This window comes from Cupriavidus necator N-1 (assembly GCF_000219215.1).
In the GTDB taxonomy this organism is placed as follows: domain Bacteria; phylum Pseudomonadota; class Gammaproteobacteria; order Burkholderiales; family Burkholderiaceae; genus Cupriavidus; species Cupriavidus necator.
The window spans coordinates 331,172-347,320 of sequence record NC_015726.1; the positions used below are offsets into that span (position 1 = coordinate 331,172).

Sequence of the window (16,149 nt, forward strand, 5' to 3'; positions counted from 1 at the left end):
ATTCAACCGCCCGCCATCCGCAACGCCCGCCGGTACTGGATCGCCTCGCCCACGTGCGCGGCGGTCAGCACCTCGGCACCTTCCAGGTCGGCGATGGTGCGGGCTACCTTCAGCACGCGGTAGTACGACCGCGCCGACCACGCCAGCCGCGTCATCGCGCCGCGCAGCAATGCCTGCGCCTGCGGTTCCATCGTGCAGTGCAGTTCAATCTCCCGTCCGCCCAGTTCATTGTTTGGCTTGCCCTGCCGGGCCAGCTGGCACTCGCGCGCGGCCAGCACGCGGGTGCGCACCACGGCGCTGGGTTCGCCGGGCGGGCCGTCGAGCATCTCGCCCTGGTCCTGCGCGGGGACTTCCACCTGCAGATCGATGCGGTCGAGCATCGGGCCGGAGATGCGGGACTGGTAGCGCCGCACCTGGTCGGGCGTGCAGCGGCAGGGGCGGTCGGGATGGCCGAGGTAGCCGCACGGGCAGGGGTTCATCGCGGCGACGAACTGGAAGCAGGCGGGGAAGTCGGCGTGGCCGGCGGCGCGGGTGACGGTAATGCGGCCGGATTCCAGCGGCTCGCGCAGGACTTCCGGCACCCTGCGGTCGAATTCGGGCAGCTCGTCCAGGAACAGCACGCCGTGGTGCGCCAGCGAGATCTCGCCCGGGCGCGGGTTGCCGCCGCCGCCGCCCATGGCCGGCCCGGATGCCGTGTGGTGCGGCGACCGGCACGGGCGCTGGCCCCATAGCGCGGTGCGGAAGCCGCCCGGCGTCAGGCTCATGACCGCGGCGGATTCCAGTGCTTCCTGCAACGTCATCGGCGGCAGCAGCCCGGGCAGGCGCTGCGCCAGCATTGACTTGCCGGTGCCCGGCGGGCCCACCAGCAGGGCGGAGTGCTGGCCGGCGCCCGCCACTTCAATGGCCCGGCGTGCCTGCGCCTGGCCGCGCACGTCGCGCATGTCGGGACCGCGGGATGCCAGGTCGAAGCGGCCGGATTCCTTGGGCAGGTCGGCCGGGGCCAGGTTGACGGTGATGCGGTGGTTGGGAAACTCGTAGCCGCTGTTGAGGATGGCGGCGCGCACGCGCTCGCGGCTTTCGCTCACGCCGGTGTCGGCCAGGCCGACGATGGTGAAGGCCGGCAGGCCGTTGGCTAGGTGGGTCTCGACCCGCACCGGCGGCGCGGCGATGCCGGTCAGTGCCCGGCTGCGTAGGACGGCAAGGCTCATGAAATCGAACCGTTAACGAAAAAGGCCGCCAGGAGTGGCGGCCTTCAGGCAGGCTGGCGGGATCGGGCAGGTCCGGCGTGCTCACGCGCCCCCGGTCGAGTCCACCGCGCCGGCGCCGGGCGGGATGCCGGCGCGGCGCTCAAGCTCCGCCACGCGGCCCTCCAGTTCCTCCAGGCGGGCGCGGGTGCGGGCCAGCACCTGCGACTGGACGTCGAATTCCTCGCGCGTGACCAGGTCCAGCCTGGCAAAGCCCTGGGTCATCATGCTGCGCACGTTTTTTTCGATGTCCCTTGCCGGCGAGTTGCGCAGCGCCTCGCTGACCTTGTTCTGCAGGTCGTTGAAGAGATCGGTCGGTTTCATGGTTTCTCCTTTGCGCACCTAACTGGTGCCAATCCGGGTGGGCATCTGGCGTATAGCGCGCTTTCGCACAGGATTTGGGCGCCCCGATTGCGGGCGCGCGGCCTTGTGTGTCGCGGCACGCAGCCACCGTCAGGACTCAATTATCGCCCGTGAGGCACGTGGACGAAAGCTCCGGCGTATCCGCGTTCACACCTTTTAACCCGATCTGGCTTCGCTGCAGGGCAGATTCAAGTCTGGCTTTGGTCACGGCACGAGATTACGGCCGACATGCATCGCCGACTTGCATCGCCGACTTCAGCGGAGCTGGCATGGCAGTTGCAGTAGTGGGTACGCCTGCCTCATTGAATCACCGAAATCCAATAAACGAAATCCGAGCCATCAGGAAAAGGGAGAAGAAATCCATGAAGAAGTTGGCCCTTGCAGTCAGCGCGGTTGTCCTGACCAGTGCCGCTGCCACTGCCTACGCGCAAAGCACGGACGCGGCGGCCCCGGCACCTGCCGCGGCCGCGGCCGAGCCGGCATCGCCGCATACGTTCACGGCCAACGTGTCACTGGTCTCGGACTACCGCTATCGCGGCATCAGCCAGACCAACCTGCGCCCGGCCATCCAGGGTGGCTTTGACTACGCCCACGAAAGCGGCTTCTACGTGGGCAACTGGAACTCCAGCATCAGCTGGCTCGAGGATGCCAACCCGGCGGTCTCGGCCCCGGTCGAGATGGATTTCTACGGCGGCTTCAAGAACACCTTCAAGGTTGCCGGCACCGAATTCAACTATGACGTGGGCGTGCTGCAGTACTACTACCCGGGCGGCTACAACAACCCGCGCCCTTACACCACGGAACTGTACGCCGGCATCGGCTGGGGCCCGGTGTTCCTGAAGTACTCGCACGCGGTCACCAACCTGTTTGGCTGGGCCGACAGCAAGAACAGCGGCTACATCGACCTGAGCGCCAACGTGCCGCTGAACTTCTGGGACCTGACCCTGAACGCGCACGTCGGCTACCAGGACGTCAAGCACAACAGCGATGCCTCGTACACCGACTGGAAGATCGGCCTGACCAAGGACCTGGGCAAGGGTTTCGCGCTGGCCGTGGCCTATGTCGATACCAACGCCAAGCAAGCGGCGTACACCAGCGCCAACCGTGGCCGCTACCTGGGCAAGGCGGCGGCGTGGGCCTCGATCACCAAGACTTTCTAACTCTGACGCAGCCCGGGCGAGCTGCCGGCCCGCCCCCAGGAGAATCCTGATGAAACTCATCATTGCAGTGATCAAGCCGTTCAAGCTCGACGAGGTGCGCGAAGCGCTGTCGGACGTGGGCGTGTCCGGCATCACCGTGACCGAAGTGAAAGGCTTCGGCCGCCAGAAAGGCCACACCGAGCTGTACCGCGGCGCGGAGTACATCGTCGACTTCCTGCCCAAGGTGAAGATCGAAGTGGCAGTCCCCGACGACGTGGTCGAGCGCGCCATCGAGGCGGTCGAGAAATCGGCCCGCACTGGCAAGATCGGCGACGGCAAGATCTTCGTGGCCCCGATCGAGCAGGTTATCCGCATCCGCACCGGCGAGACCGGCGGCGATGCACTGTGACCCCGAGACAGCACAACACAAGAGGTTAAGCACATGAAAACCTGGTTCAAGCGATTCCTGACGGCCGGCGCGATGGCGCTGGCCATCGGCACGGCGGGCGTGGGCATCTCCACGCCGGCCGCCGCACAGGACAAGCCGGCCGCCGAGGCATCCGCCCCGGCCGCCTCCGCCGCCCCCCGCTGCAGCCGCTGCCGAAGCGTCAGCGCCGGCTGCTCCCGACGCCGCTGCGCCTGCCGCGGCCGCAACGGCCGCCGCTCCCGCGGAAGCCGCCGCCGCGCCGGCCGCTCCGGCGCCCAACAAGGGCGACACCGCCTGGCTGCTGGTCTCGACCGCCTTCGTGATCCTGATGACGCTGCCCGGCCTGGCGCTGTTCTACGGCGGCCTGGTGCGCTCCAAGAACATGCTGTCGGTACTGATGCAGTGCCTGGTGATCTTCTCGCTGGTGGCGCTGCTGTGGGCGATCTACGGCTACAGCTTTGCCTTCACCGAGGGTAACGCCTTCTTCGGCGGCACCGACCGGCTCTTCATGAAGGGGCTGACGGTCGAGGCCGTGGCGGCGACCTTCAGCAAGGGCGTGGTGGTGCCGGAACTGGGCTACTTCGCGTTCCAGTGCGCCTTCGCCTGCATCACCTGCGGCCTGATCATCGGCGCCTTCGCCGAACGCGCCAAGTTCTCGGCCGTGCTGGTGTTCGTGGTGCTGTGGTTCACCTTCTCCTACATCCCGATGGCCCACATGGTCTGGTTCTGGCCGGGTCCGGACGCCTACACCGACGCCGCTGCCGGCGCCGCCGCGACCGCCAAGTCGGGCTGGCTGTTCCAGAAGGGCGCGCTCGACTTCGCCGGCGGCACCGTGGTGCATATCAACGCCGCCGTGGCTGGCCTGGTGGGTGCCTATATGTTCGGCAAGCGCATCGGCTTCGGCCGCGAGGCGATACGTCCGCACAGCCTGACGTTCACCATGGTCGGCGCTTCGCTGCTGTGGTTCGGCTGGTTCGGCTTCAACGCCGGCTCGGCGCTGGAAGCCAACGGCTCGGCCGCACTGGCCTTCGTCAACACGCTGCTGGCCACCTGCGCCGCGGTGCTGGCGTGGACCTTCGGCGAGTGGATCGGCAAGGGCAAGCCGTCGATGCTGGGCGGTGCCTCGGGTGCGGTGGCCGGCCTGGTGGCGATCACCCCGGCTGCCGGCTTCGTCGGCCCGATGGGCTCGATCGTGATCGGCCTGCTGGCTGGCCTGCTGTGCCTGTGGGGCGTGACCGGCCTGAAGCGCATGCTGGGCATGGACGACTCGCTGGACGTGTTCGGCGTGCACGGCGTGGGCGGCATCCTGGGGGCGCTGCTGACCGGCGTGTTCGCCTCGCCCAGCCTGGGCGGCACGGGCATCTACGACTACGTGACCAACAAGGTGGCGGATGACTATTCGATCGCCGGCCAGCTGTGGATCCAGTTCGAAGGCGTGCTGACCACCGTGGTGTGGTCCGGCGTGGTCGCCTTCGTGGCCTACAAGCTGGTGGACATGCTGATCGGCCTGCGGGTGCCGGAAGACGAAGAGCGCGAGGGCCTGGATATCACCTCGCACGGCGAGACCGCGTATGAAGTCTGACCGCAAAAGTGTTGTGCTGGAGAGCTGATTGGGAATCTTCTCTCAGGAGCTTTAGCCCGGCCGTGTGCCGGGCTTTTTTCCCTCCGGCATTGCCTGCGATTGCAGACATTTGCCGGGCAGCCGTGGCCGAGCCACTTGTGTTGCGCATGCTCGGGGAGGACTCCCGTAGCTCCTCGCAAAACCCGCCAGCCGAGTGCCGGCAAGGGCTGCCCGGCGATCCCCCCGCGCGCCACGCGGGCTTTTCGCAAAGTGCTTAACTCCGATCTTAAAAAGCTTCAATTGTCTTTAATGTGCTGGGCACATACATTGCCAGTGAGGCAGTTTCCTCCACCTGCAGAACGCTCCCCGTATCTGTCAGGCCATTCAAGAGCGCGGCATCGCCGCGCTTTTTTTTGCCTGTGCGGCCGGCTCTTTATTTCGCGCCGCCCATCCCCATATCGTTATCCCTCAGGCCCGGCCGTGCATATCCTTATAAGGGGGGGTGCCAGCGCCTGGTTGGCCGTTCCTCTACAATCGGGGCGAACGATAAAGACGATCTATAGGATGGATATGGTCCCGCATCTCATCACCGCGCTGAACGGTCCGCTGCTCGAACTGGAAAAGAAGATCCTGGACGCCACGCCGTCTATCGAGCGCTGGTTCAGACTGGAATGGCAGGAGCATACCCCTCCGTTCTACTGCTCGGTGGACCTGCGCAATGCCGGCTTCAAGCTGGCGCCGGTCGATACCAACCTGTTCCCGGGCGGCTTCAACAACCTGGCCCCGGAAATGCTGCCGCTGGCGGTGCAGGCGGCGATGGCGGCGATCGAGAAGATCTGCCCGGACGCCAAGAACCTGCTGTTGATCCCCGAGCGGCATACCCGCAACATGTTCTACCTGCAGAACGTGGCGCGGCTGTCGCTGATCATGCGCCAGGCGGGCCTGAACGTGCGCCTGGGCTCGCTCTCCGAGGAAATCACCGAACCGACCCCGATCGAGCTGCCCGATGGCCAGACCCTGGTGGTCGAGCCGCTGGCGCGCCTGGGCACCAAGGGCCGCCGGCTGGGGCTGAAGGACTTCGACCCCTGTTCGATCCTGCTGAACAACGACCTGTCGGCCGGCATCCCGCCGATCCTGGAAAACATCAACGAGCAGTACCTGCTGCCGCCGCTGCACGCCGGCTGGTCCACGCGCCGCAAGAGCAGCCACTTTGCCGCCTATGACGAGGTGGCCAAGAAGTTCGCCAAGCTGATCGACATCGACCAGTGGATGGTCAACCCGTACTTCGCCCGCTGCTCCGGCGTGGACTTCCACGAGCGCGTGGGCGAGGAAGAACTGGCCGACGCGGTCGAGGGCGTGCTCAAGAAGATCGCCAAGAAGTATCGCGAGTACGGCATCAAGGAGACGCCGTACGTGGTAGTCAAGGCCGATGCCGGCACCTACGGCATGGGCATCATGACCGTGCGCGACCCGTCCGAGGTCAAGGGCCTGAACCGGAAGGAGCGCAACAAGATGAGCGTCGTCAAGGAAGGCCTGGAGGTCAGCGACGTCATCATCCAGGAAGGCGTGCACACCTTCGAGAAGGTCAATGAAGCGGTGGCCGAGCCGGTGGTGTACATGATCGACCGCTACGTGGTCGGCGGCTTCTACCGCGTGCACACGGGCCGTGGCAACGACGAAAACCTGAACGCGCCGGGCATGCATTTCGTGCCGCTGGCGTTTGCCCCGAACGGCATCCCTGACAGCCACGCCAAGCCCGGCGCGGCCGTCCCCAACCGGTTCTACATGTACGGCGTGGTGGCGCGGCTGGCGCTACTGGCGGCGTCGCTGGAACTCGAGAAAACCGACCCGAACCCGATCCTGTGACGAGCCCAATGCGCATCCTCTTCATCACTGACCCGCTGGAGACCTTCAAGACCTACAAGGACTCCACCTACGCCATGATGACCGAGGCCGCCGCGCGCGGCCACGAGCTGTACTGGTGCCTGCAGCCGCAGCTGGCGCTGTCCGGCCGCACGGTCGAGGCCGTGGCCACGCGCCTGCACCTGACCGGCGAGACCAGCGACGCCGACCACAGCGCCTGGTACCGCGAGGGCAACAGCGCGCTGGAGCCGCTGTCGGCCTTCGACGCGGTGCTGATGCGCAAGGACCCGCCCTTCGACATGGAGTACGTCACCAGCACCTGGCTGCTGGAGCTGGCCGAGTCGCAGGGCGCGCGCGTGTTCAACAAGCCGCGCGCGATCCGCGACCATTCCGAGAAGCTGGCCATTGCCCAGTACCCGGAATACATCACGCCGACGCTGGTCACGCGCGACCTGGCGCGCATCCGCGACTTCCACGCCGAGCATCGCGACATCATCGTCAAGCCGCTGGACGGCATGGGCGGCATGGGGGTGTTCCGCGTCGGCGCTGACGGCATGAACCTGGCCGCGATCGTCGAGACGCTGGGCCACGACGGCGCCCGCACGCTGATGGTGCAGCGCTATATCCCGGCGATCAAGGACGGCGACAAGCGCATCCTGCTGATCGGCGGCGTGCCGGTGCCGTATTCGCTGGCGCGCGTGCCGATGGCCGGCGAAGTGCGCGGCAACCTGGCTGCCGGCGGCACCGGCCGCGCGCAGGAACTGAGCACCCGCGACCGCGAGATCGCCGAAGCACTGGCGCCGGGGCTGTGGGAGCAGGGCCTGCTGCTGGTGGGCCTGGACGTCATCGGCGACTACCTGACCGAGGTCAATGTGACGAGTCCGACCTGTTTTCAGGAGATCACCCAGCAAACCGGTTTCCATGTGGCGGCGATGTTCATCGACGCGCTGGAGCACGCCGTCGACGCTGCCGGCCGCTGAGCCGGGCCGGCAGCGGGAGCGCGGGGGCCGCCTGCTACAATCGGGGCAATCCAACGGATTCACCATCATGGCAGGCATTCTGATCATCGCGCACACGCCGCTGGCTTCGGCCCTGCGCGATTGCGCCGCCCACGTCTACTGCGGCCAGCCGCAGCGGCTGGAAGCCATCGACGTCCTTCCCGATGCCGATCCCGCCGTCGTGCTGGCCGAGGCCAGGCGCCGGCTGGCTGCCATCTGCGAAGACAACGGCGCGCTGGTCCTCACCGATATCTTCGGCGCCACCCCCGCCAATATCGCCGCACGCCTGGCCGAGCCGGGCCGCGTGCGCGTGCTGGCCGGCGTCAACCTTCCCATGCTCGTGCGCGCGATCTGCTACCGGGGCGAAAAGCTCGACCAGCTGGCCACCAAGGCCCTGGCCGGCGGCTCGCAGGGTGTGCTGCAGGTCGGCACCACGACTGTCCAGAACCAAACCGCAAACCATCCCGACAAATATGCTGCAGAGGGACACCACCATCATCAATAAGCTTGGACTGCATGCACGCGCGTCCGCCAAGCTGACCCAGCTCGCCGGCAACTTTGTCAGCCAGGTCAAGATGTCCCGCAATGGTCGCCAGGTCGACGCCAAGAGCATCATGGGCGTCATGATGCTGGCCGCCGGGATCGGCTCGACGGTGACCCTCGAGACCGACGGACCCGACGAGCAGGAGGCGATGGACGCGCTGCTGGCGCTGATCGCCAACCGCTTTGGCGAGGGAGAGTGAGGCCGGCGGCCTCGACCCGAATTCTTAAACGTTCCTGACGGAGCGGTACATGCCTTTCGCCCTGCACGGCATCCCGGTCTCGCGCGGCGTCGCCATCGGGCGCGCGCACCTGCTTGCGCCCGCGGCGCTGGATGTGTCGCACTACCTGGTCGATGAAGACCAGCTCGACGCCGAGGTCGAACGGCTGCGCGCCGCGCGCGCCGCGGTGCGCGCGGAACTGGTCGCGCTCAAGCGCGACCTGCCGCGTGACGCGCCCGAGGAGCTGGGCGCGTTCCTGGACGTGCACGCGATGATCCTCGACGACGAGGCGCTGGCGCGCGAGCCCGAGGCCCTGATCCGGGGCCGGCGCTACAACGCGGAGTGGGCACTTACCACGCGCCTCGAAGAGCTGATGCGCCAGTTCGACGAGATCGAGGATGAATACCTGCGCGAGCGCAAGACCGATATCCGGCAGGTGGTCGAGCGCATCCTGAAGGCGCTGGCCGGGGCCCCGGTGCTGGTGCCAGCGCCGGTACCGGCGCTGGCCGCCGACGGCGAGGCCGCGACCGGGGTGATCGTGGTGGCCCACGATATCTCCCCGGCCGACATGCTGCAGTTCCGCCATACGATCTTCCACGGCTTCGTCACCGACATGGGCGGGCGCACCTCGCATACCGCCATCGTCGCGCGCAGCCTGGACATCCCGGCCGCGGTCGGCGTGCAGAGCGCGAGCGAGCTGATCCGCCAGGACGACTGGATCATCATCGATGGCGATGCCGGGCTGGTGATCGTCGACCCGACCGCCATCATCCTGGAAGAGTACCGCCACCGGCAGAGCGAGCGCGCGCTGGAAAAGAAGCGCCTGCAGCGGCTGCGGCATACCCCGGCGGTGACGCTGGACGGGCTGGAGATCGACCTGCTGGCCAATATCGAGATGGCCGAGGATGCCGGCGCGGCGCTGTCGGCCGGCGCGGTCGGCGTGGGCCTGTTCCGCTCTGAATTCCTGTTCATGAACCGGCGCGACGAGCTGCCGGGCGAAGACGAGCAGTTCCAGGCCTATCGCGGCGCGGTCGATGCCATGCACGGGCTGCCGGTGACCATCCGCACCATCGACATCGGCGCCGACAAGCCGCTCGATGCCCGGGGCGACGGCCGCAGCGATGACTTCGAGACCGCGCTGAACCCGGCGCTGGGTCTGCGCGCGATCCGCTGGTCGCTGTCCGAGCCGGGCATGTTCCTGACCCAGCTGCGCGCGCTGCTGCGGGCTTCGGCCTTCGGCCCGGTGCGGCTGCTGGTGCCGATGCTTGCGCACGCCAGCGAGATCGACCAGACCCTGGCGCTGATCGCCAAGGCCAAGCGCCAGCTCGACGAGCGCGGCGAGGCCTACGATCCGGGCATGAAGGTCGGCGCCATGATCGAGATCCCGGCGGCGGTGCTGCTGCTGCCGCTGTTCCTGCGCAAGATGGACTTCCTGTCCATCGGCACCAACGACCTGATCCAGTACACGCTGGCCATCGACCGCGCCGACAACGCGGTGGCGCACCTGTTCGACCCGCTGCACCCGGCGGTGCTGCAGCTGGTGGCGCGCACCATCCGCGAGGCCAACCGCGCCGGCGTGCCGGTGGCCGTGTGCGGCGAAATGGCGGGCGACCCGTCCATGACCCGGCTGCTGCTGGGCATGGGGCTGCGCGAGTTCTCGATGCACCCGGCGCAGCTGCTGCGGGTCAAGCAGGAGATCCTGCATGCCCACTGCGAACGGCTCGAGCCGTTGGTCGACCAGGTCCTGCAGGCCTACGATCCGGACGAGCAGGCGACCGCTCTGCGGCAGCTGGCACGACCATAAAGCCATCAGGGTTTTCTGGTGCAGCAGGGCGGCTGATGCAGCACTTTAATAAGCTGGAAAGTGCCGCCTCAGCCGCCTTCTTTTTGCATCCTGTGGCGTCTACCCGACCTCTTCCTATGTGGCTTAATGGGAATTGTTATCATTATTGATCTCTGATATTCTGACGTTCATTCGCAGTGGCATGCCGGTGCCACGCGCCCCACAGGAGGGAGTTGTGTACGTCTGTATCTGCAACCAGATCACCGATCGTGAGATTCACGGTGCTGCACACCTGGGCATCGAAACCCTCGACGAACTGGCCGAAACGCTTGGTGTCGGCACGTGCTGCGGCCGCTGCCGCGACTGCGCGCAGCAGGTGTTGCAGGAAGGCGTGGCAGCAGTGCGCAACGTCACCGTGGCGACCCTCGCCAACATCCAGGTTGTGGAGATTTCTTCCTGTTCCGCATCGGGCCCATGTACCATAATGGACACTCGGGACCCGGCAGTCGCGAACGACCAGCGCAAGGCGCTGGTGGCCTGAACGCGCCCATGAACTGAAGATCCGGTTCACGGCGCGCTTTTGCGCTTTTTCCTTTTTCACTGACTGCACGGCGCCATTGGCGCCGTTTCGTGTTTTTGCGCGGGCCCGGTGCAACAGGAGCCGCCAATGAAAGGTGACAAGAAGGTCATCCAGCATCTGAACGCCCAGCTCAAGAACGAGCTGACCGCGATCAACCAGTATTTCCTGCACGCCCGCATGTATCGCCACTGGGGCCTGAAGAAGCTCGGCGAGGTGGAGTACAAGGAATCGATCGGCGAAATGAAGCACGCCGACCGCCTGATCGAGCGCATCCTGATGCTGGACGGCCTGCCCAACCTGCAGGACCTGCACAAGCTGCTGCTCGGCGAAGACACGCCCGAAATGCTCAAGTGCGACCTGAAGCTCGAGCAGACCGCGCACGCCACCGTCAAGGAAGGCATCGCCTACTGCGAATCCGTGGGCGATTACGTCAGCCGCGAAATCCTGGTCGATATCCTCACCGATACGGAGGAACATATCGAATACCTGGAAACGCAGCTGGACCTGATCGACAAGGTCGGGCTGCAGAACTACCTGCAGTCGCAGTTGGAGCCGGGCGAGCAATAAGCCGGTCTCCGGCGTGGCCGCTCTCGATGAGCGGCCCGCCCCAGCGCGCGGCGCCATTCGGCATCGCCGTTTTGCTCGCCTGTTGGCAGTAACCCTTCTCATTCCAATTCCTGTCTTCATCCAGGCGTCGCTGGCGGGCAAAGGCTCCTGTCCCGCCACGGCGCCGCGCGGAACTCACCCTATGACCAGTGATGCGCCCTGACACCGCGGACTTCCGCACCCTGTTCCTCAGCGGCGTGGCCATGCTTGACGTGCGCGCGCCGCTGGAATTCGCGCGCGGGGCCTTCCCCGGCGCGGTCAACCTGCCGCTGATGGACGATGCCGAGCGCCATGAGGTGGGTCTGTGCTATGCGCAGAAGGGCCAGCAGGCGGCAATCGAACTTGGCCACCAGCTGGTGTCGGGCCTGCGCAAGGCGGCGCGGATCGCAGCCTGGGCGGAGTTTGCGCGCGCGCATCCGGACGGCTACCTGTATTGCTTCCGCGGCGGGCTGCGCTCGCAGCTGGTGCAGCAATGGCTGCACGCGGCCGGTGTCGATTACCCCCGCGTGACTGGCGGCTACAAGGCGATGCGCGGCTTTCTGATCGAGACCACCGATGCTGCGGCGGCGGAGCAGCAGTGGTTCGTGCTGGGCGGCCTGACCGGCAGCGGCAAGACCGATGTGCTGGCCGACGTGCCCGCCGCGATCGACCTCGAAGGCCATGCGCGGCACCGCGGCTCGGCCTTCGGGCGGCGCGCGCTGGCGCAGCCGCCGCAGATCGATTTCGAGAACGCACTGGCCATCGACGTACTGCGGCATATTGACGCAGGCTGGCGCGCGCTGGTGGTGGAGGACGAGGGCCGCTATATCGGCAGCCGCGACGTGCCGCAGGCGCTGACACAGCGCATGCAGGCCAGCCCGCTGGTGTGGCTGGACGCGTCGTTCGATGAACGCGTGGAGCGCGTGCTGCGCGACTATGTGCAAGGGCTGTCGGCGGAGTTCATCGCCGAGAAGGGCAGCACGGAAGGCTTCGAAGCCTACGCCACGCGCCTGCGCGAGGCCATGGCCGGGATCTCGCCGCGGCTGGGCGGCGCCCGCTACGGCAAGCTGTCAGCGTTGCTGGACCAGGCGCTGGCGCAGCAGGCGGAGCGGGGCGAGGTGGATTTGCACCGCGACTGGATTGCCGTGCTGCTGCGCGAGTACTACGATCCGATGTACGCCTTCCAGCGCGAACAGCGCGAGGCGCGCATCGTCTTTCGCGGCGACCGCGCCGCCGTCACCGACTGGCTGCGGGCGCACACGGCGCAGCGGGACTAGCCTTCGGCTTCAGTGCCCGGCGCAGACCGGGCAATCCGGCGTACGTGCCAGCCGCATCGTGGTCCATTCCATCGACAGCGCATTGACCATCAGCAGCCGGCCCGCCAGGCTCTCGCCGACACCGGCGAGCAGCTTGAGCGCCTCGGCCGCCTGCACCGTGCCGACCATGCCGACCAGCGGCGCGAACACGCCCATGGTGGCGCAGGCCACTTCCGGCGCGGGTTCGGCCGGCGGGAACAGGCAGGCATAACAGGGCGCGTCGGGCTGGCGCCGGTCGAACACGCTGATCTGGCCATCGAAACGCAGCGCCGCGCCTGACACCAGCGGCACCTTGTGGCCCACGCAGGCGCGGTTGACCGCCTGGCGCGTAGCGAAGTTGTCGCAGCAGTCGAGCACCACGTCGGCCGTGGCGACGAGCTGGTCAAGCTCTGCATCGCCCACGCGCGCGGGCACCGTCACGATCTCCAGCCCGGGGTTGATGCGCAGCATGCCTTCGCGCGCCGAATCCACCTTGGGACGGCCCACGTTGGCGGTGGTGTGGATGATCTGGCGCTGCAGGTTGGTCAGGTCGACTTGGTCGTTGTCGACCACCGTGATGCGGCCCACCCCGGCCGAGGCCAGGAACGGCAGCGCGGCCGCGCCCAGGCCGCCGGCGCCGATCACCAGCGCATGGCCGGCAAGCAGGCGCCGCTGGCCCTCGATGCCGAGCTCGTCCAGCAGGATGTGGCGCGAGTAGCGCAGCAGTTGTTCGTCGTTGAGGCCGTCGTTCTGGTCGTCGTTCATGATGGCTGGCGCGGGGCTGGTGCGGCGCTTCGTGTTGCGGTGAGGGCGGCAGGGCCGGGCAGGTCACGCCTGGCATTGTGCTCCAAGTTGCTTTCCCATGCCGGGCGGGCGGGAATGAAAAAAGCGGCCCCGCAGGGCCGCTTCTGGTGTGGCGCAAGCCCCGGCTTCAGGGAGCCTTGCCCGTCGGCGTGCCCAGCGGCTCGCCGATCGGGGCGCTGGCTGGCGGCTGCTTGGCGGGGGCCGGTGCCGCCGGCTTGGCTGCCGGTGCGCTGGCGCCCTTGGCGCCGCTCTTGCCCGAGGGCTTTGCCGCCTTGCCGTTGTCGGCCGGCGGATTGGTTTCCAGCTTCGACTTGGAGCGCTTGACCGGCTGGCCGTTGAGCTGGGCGATGGCCTGCTGCAGCATGAAGTCTTCGGCCGAGCCAAATTCCACCGGCTTCTTGCGGCGGTCCTTCTCGCGCTCTTCCGGTGACTTCTTCGCGTTCTCTTCTTCCAGGCGGCGCAGCTCGTCCACGCGGCGCTGCTCGCGCTCGGTCATTTCCGGCTCCTCCGATTCCTGCTTGTTGTGCAGGTGGCGCTCGGTGTCGATCTCGCGCGTGATCAGCGCGTCGTCTGGATCGCCTTCGGGGTTCTGGTCGACCGGGATGTCCGGACGGATGCCCTTGGCCTGGATCGACTTGCCGCTCGGCGTGTAGTAGTACGCGATGGTCAGCTTGATGCCGGTGTCGTTGGTCAGCGGGCGCACGGTCTGCACCGAGCCCTTGCCGAAGGTGGTCTTGCCCATGATCTGCGCGCGGTGATGATCCTGCAGCGCGCCGGCCACGATCTCGGAGGCCGAGGCCGAGTAGGCGTTGGTCAGCACCACCATCGGGATCTTCTTGTACAGCGCGGGCAGGCCCTTGAGCGGATCGTCTTCCAGCGACGACAGGCGGTAGTTGTTGTACGACGCCTTGTACACGCGCTTGGCATCGGGCACCTGGCCGTTGGTGGATACCACCGTGGCGTCTTCCGGCAGGAACGCCGCGGCCACGCCGACCGCGCCCTGCAGCACGCCGCCGCCGTTGTTGCGCAGGTCCAGCACCAGGCCCTTCATGTTGGGGTTCTTCTGCGCCAGCTCGGCCAGCTTGCGGGACAAGTCGGAGATGGTGCGTTCCTGGAAGCTGGTCAGGCGGATCCAGCCGATATTGTTGTCCAGCATCTTGGCCTTGACCGACTGCACGCGGATTTCGGCGCGCGTGATCGAGACCGGGAAGGTGCGTTCCTCGCTCTTGCGGTAGATGGTCAGCGTGACCTTGGTGCCGGGCTCGCCGCGCATGCGCTTGACCGCCTGCTCCAGCGGCAGGCCGCGCACGGGCTTGTCGTCGATGCGGGTGATCAGGTCGCCCGGCTGGATGCCGGCGCGGAAGGCCGGGGTGTCCTCGATCGGGTTGATCACCTTGACCAGGCCTTCTTCCTGCGAGATCTCGATGCCCAGGCCGGCAAAGCGCCCGCGCGTGCCTTCCTGCAGTTCCTTGAAGTCTTTCTCGTCGAGGTAGGACGAATGCGGGTCGAGGCTGGCGACCATGCCCTTGATGGCTTCGGTCAGCAGTTTCTTGTCATCGACCGGCTCCACGTACTCGCGCTTGATCTGCCCGAAGATATCGGCCATCAGCCGCAACTGGTCAAGCGGCAAGGGCCCCGATGAGTTCTGGGCGGTCGCCGAAATCTGCAGCGTGGCGAGCACGCCGGCGACGAGGCCGACAGAAACTAGGCTGATGTTCTTGAGCGTCTTGCGCATGAGGGCTGCCTGAACGTGTACTCGAAGTACTGGTGTACGGTAGGGAGATTATGCCGGCTGCGGCCGCCCGGCGCCGGGCGGTTTGTCCGACAGTATAAGTGCGTGTGGTGAAACGGGCCTGTCCCGTCCCGGCTCAGGGTGGGCGGCCGCACATCCGCGCGCGGCCGCCCGGGCCGGCTTCAGCGTGCCTTGCCCTGGCTGGCCACGGCCGCCAGCGAGGCGGCGATGGCGTCCTGGTCACCCAGGTAGTAGTGGCGCAGGGGGCGCAGGTCGGCGTCCAGCTCATAGACGAGCGGGGTGCCGTTGGGGATATTGAGTCCGACGATATCGTCATCCGAGATCTGGTCCAGGTATTTCACCAGCGCGCGGATGCTGTTGCCATGGGCGGCAATGACCACGCGCTTGCCGGATTGGATGTCGGGGGCGATGGATTCGTTCCACAGCGGCATCACGCGGGCCACGGTGTCCTTCAGGCACTCGGTCAGTGGGATCTCGTTGCGCGGCACATTGGCGTAGCGCGGATCGTCGTACGAGGCACGCGGATCGGTGGGCTCCAGTGCGGGCGGCGGCGTGTCATAGCTGCGGCGCCACACCAGCACCTGCTCGTCGCCGAACTTGGCGGCGGTTTCTGCCTTGTTCAGGCCGGCCAGCGCGCCGTAGTGGCGCTCGTTCAGGCGCCATTCGTTGCGCACCGGGATCCACATCAGGTCCATTTCATCCTGCACATGCCACAGCGTGCGGATGGCGCGCTTGAGCACCGAGGTATAGGCCACGTCAAAGCCCAGGCCGGCATCCTTGAGCAGCTTGCCGGCCTGGCGCGCCTGGTCGGCGCCGGTTTCGGTCAGGTCGACGTCGACCCAGCCGGTAAAGCGGTTTTCAAGGTTCCACGTGGATTCGCCGTGGCGGATGAGGACGAGCTTGTACATGCTGCTGCTTCCAGAGAGTAGGTAACCTGCATGCGTCCGCGCCGTCACCTGGAGGGGGCTGATGGGTTCCTTGTGGACATCCCAT

The 16,149-nt window shown here is 66.9% G+C and carries 15 protein-coding genes and 1 pseudogene; 11 read left to right on the forward strand and 5 right to left on the reverse strand.

Annotation, left to right across the window (positions count from 1 at the left end):
- Positions 1–2: 2 nt before the first annotated feature.
- A complete protein-coding gene (locus tag CNE_RS01640; protein ID WP_013955416.1) occupies positions 3–1,208 on the reverse strand; it encodes a YifB family Mg chelatase-like AAA ATPase in 1,206 nt (401 codons plus the stop codon).
- An 81-nt stretch (positions 1,209–1,289) separates the two neighbouring features.
- Positions 1,290–1,568, reverse strand: a complete 279-nt coding sequence (locus tag CNE_RS01645) for an accessory factor UbiK family protein (RefSeq protein WP_013955417.1) — start codon at positions 1,566–1,568, stop codon at positions 1,290–1,292.
- A 401-nt stretch (positions 1,569–1,969) separates the two neighbouring features.
- Between CNE_RS01645 and CNE_RS01650 the strand changes: the two genes are divergently transcribed.
- The 11 genes and pseudogenes from CNE_RS01650 to mnmH all read left to right on the forward strand — a co-directional run bounded on the left by CNE_RS01650 (position 1,970) and on the right by mnmH (position 12,581).
- Positions 1,970–2,767: a TorF family putative porin gene (locus CNE_RS01650; RefSeq protein WP_013955418.1), complete on the forward strand. Its 798-nt coding sequence runs from the start codon at positions 1,970–1,972 to the stop codon at positions 2,765–2,767.
- 49 nt (positions 2,768–2,816) lie between these two features.
- On the forward strand, positions 2,817–3,155 hold the full coding sequence (locus CNE_RS01655) for a P-II family nitrogen regulator (protein WP_010814843.1): 339 nt from the start codon (positions 2,817–2,819) through the stop codon (positions 3,153–3,155).
- 33 nt (positions 3,156–3,188) lie between these two features.
- A pseudogene (locus CNE_RS01660) lies at positions 3,189–4,755 on the forward strand (ammonium transporter).
- Between the two features lie 549 nt (positions 4,756–5,304).
- Positions 5,305–6,600, forward strand: coding sequence for a glutamate--cysteine ligase (gene gshA, locus CNE_RS01665; RefSeq protein ID WP_013955420.1), 1,296 nt, complete (start codon positions 5,305–5,307; stop codon positions 6,598–6,600).
- A gap of 8 nt (positions 6,601–6,608) precedes the next feature.
- A complete protein-coding gene (gene gshB / locus CNE_RS01670; protein WP_013955421.1) occupies positions 6,609–7,577 on the forward strand; it encodes a glutathione synthase in 969 nt (322 codons plus the stop codon).
- 67 nt (positions 7,578–7,644) lie between these two features.
- Positions 7,645–8,100, forward strand: coding sequence for a PTS sugar transporter subunit IIA (locus tag CNE_RS01675; RefSeq protein WP_013955422.1), 456 nt, complete (start codon positions 7,645–7,647; stop codon positions 8,098–8,100).
- The gene (locus tag CNE_RS01680; protein WP_010814838.1) at positions 8,069–8,338 is read left to right on the forward strand and encodes an HPr family phosphocarrier protein; all 270 of its coding nucleotides are present in this window, start codon (positions 8,069–8,071) and stop codon (positions 8,336–8,338) included. Before CNE_RS01675 ends, CNE_RS01680 begins: the two co-directional genes overlap by 32 nt.
- A gap of 49 nt (positions 8,339–8,387) precedes the next feature.
- Positions 8,388–10,160, forward strand: a complete 1,773-nt coding sequence (ptsP, locus tag CNE_RS01685) for a phosphoenolpyruvate--protein phosphotransferase (protein WP_013955423.1) — start codon at positions 8,388–8,390, stop codon at positions 10,158–10,160.
- A gap of 214 nt (positions 10,161–10,374) precedes the next feature.
- On the forward strand, positions 10,375–10,680 hold the full coding sequence (locus tag CNE_RS01690) for a (2Fe-2S)-binding protein (RefSeq protein WP_041227713.1): 306 nt from the start codon (positions 10,375–10,377) through the stop codon (positions 10,678–10,680).
- A gap of 126 nt (positions 10,681–10,806) precedes the next feature.
- Positions 10,807–11,286, forward strand: a complete 480-nt coding sequence (bfr, locus tag CNE_RS01695; protein ID WP_013955425.1) for a bacterioferritin — start codon at positions 10,807–10,809, stop codon at positions 11,284–11,286.
- A 191-nt stretch (positions 11,287–11,477) separates the two neighbouring features.
- Entirely contained in the window at positions 11,478–12,581 is a 1,104-nt protein-coding gene (mnmH, locus tag CNE_RS01700) for a tRNA 2-selenouridine(34) synthase MnmH (protein WP_013955426.1), read from the forward strand.
- A gap of 9 nt (positions 12,582–12,590) precedes the next feature.
- Here the strand turns inward: mnmH and CNE_RS01705 are convergent, their stop codons facing one another.
- From CNE_RS01705 to gpmA, 3 genes are all read right to left on the reverse strand, one after another.
- A complete protein-coding gene (locus tag CNE_RS01705) occupies positions 12,591–13,364 on the reverse strand; it encodes a HesA/MoeB/ThiF family protein (protein ID WP_013955427.1) in 774 nt (257 codons plus the stop codon).
- A gap of 166 nt (positions 13,365–13,530) precedes the next feature.
- Positions 13,531–15,138 carry a S41 family peptidase gene (locus CNE_RS01710; protein ID WP_013955428.1) on the reverse strand — a complete coding sequence of 536 codons (1,608 nt, stop codon included), beginning with the start codon at positions 15,136–15,138 and terminating at the stop codon, positions 13,531–13,533.
- Between the two features lie 179 nt (positions 15,139–15,317).
- On the reverse strand, positions 15,318–16,064 hold the full coding sequence (gpmA, locus tag CNE_RS01715) for a 2,3-diphosphoglycerate-dependent phosphoglycerate mutase (protein WP_010814831.1): 747 nt from the start codon (positions 16,062–16,064) through the stop codon (positions 15,318–15,320).
- Between the last annotated feature and the right edge of the window lie 85 nt (positions 16,065–16,149).

What these genes read in the sequence shown, in the direction of transcription:
- CNE_RS01640 (WP_013955416.1), bottom strand. Translation starts at nt 1,208, where the DNA reads ATGAGCCTTGCCGTCCTACGCAGCCGGGCACTGACCGGCATCGCCGCG.
- CNE_RS01645 (WP_013955417.1), bottom strand. Translation starts at nt 1,568, where the DNA reads ATGAAACCGACCGATCTCTTCAACGACCTGCAGAACAAGGTCAGCGAG.
- CNE_RS01650 (WP_013955418.1), top strand. Translation starts at nt 1,970, where the DNA reads ATGAAGAAGTTGGCCCTTGCAGTCAGCGCGGTTGTCCTGACCAGTGCC.
- CNE_RS01655 (WP_010814843.1), top strand. Translation starts at nt 2,817, where the DNA reads ATGAAACTCATCATTGCAGTGATCAAGCCGTTCAAGCTCGACGAGGTG.
- gshA (WP_013955420.1), top strand. Translation starts at nt 5,305, where the DNA reads ATGGTCCCGCATCTCATCACCGCGCTGAACGGTCCGCTGCTCGAACTG.
- gshB (WP_013955421.1), top strand. Translation starts at nt 6,609, where the DNA reads ATGCGCATCCTCTTCATCACTGACCCGCTGGAGACCTTCAAGACCTAC.
- CNE_RS01675 (WP_013955422.1), top strand. Translation starts at nt 7,645, where the DNA reads ATGGCAGGCATTCTGATCATCGCGCACACGCCGCTGGCTTCGGCCCTG.
- CNE_RS01680 (WP_010814838.1), top strand. Translation starts at nt 8,069, where the DNA reads ATGCTGCAGAGGGACACCACCATCATCAATAAGCTTGGACTGCATGCA.
- ptsP (WP_013955423.1), top strand. Translation starts at nt 8,388, where the DNA reads ATGCCTTTCGCCCTGCACGGCATCCCGGTCTCGCGCGGCGTCGCCATC.
- bfr (WP_013955425.1), top strand. Translation starts at nt 10,807, where the DNA reads ATGAAAGGTGACAAGAAGGTCATCCAGCATCTGAACGCCCAGCTCAAG.
- mnmH (WP_013955426.1), top strand. Translation starts at nt 11,478, where the DNA reads ATGCGCCCTGACACCGCGGACTTCCGCACCCTGTTCCTCAGCGGCGTG.
- CNE_RS01705 (WP_013955427.1), bottom strand. Translation starts at nt 13,364, where the DNA reads ATGAACGACGACCAGAACGACGGCCTCAACGACGAACAACTGCTGCGC.
- CNE_RS01710 (WP_013955428.1), bottom strand. Translation starts at nt 15,138, where the DNA reads ATGCGCAAGACGCTCAAGAACATCAGCCTAGTTTCTGTCGGCCTCGTC.
- gpmA (WP_010814831.1), bottom strand. Translation starts at nt 16,064, where the DNA reads ATGTACAAGCTCGTCCTCATCCGCCACGGCGAATCCACGTGGAACCTT.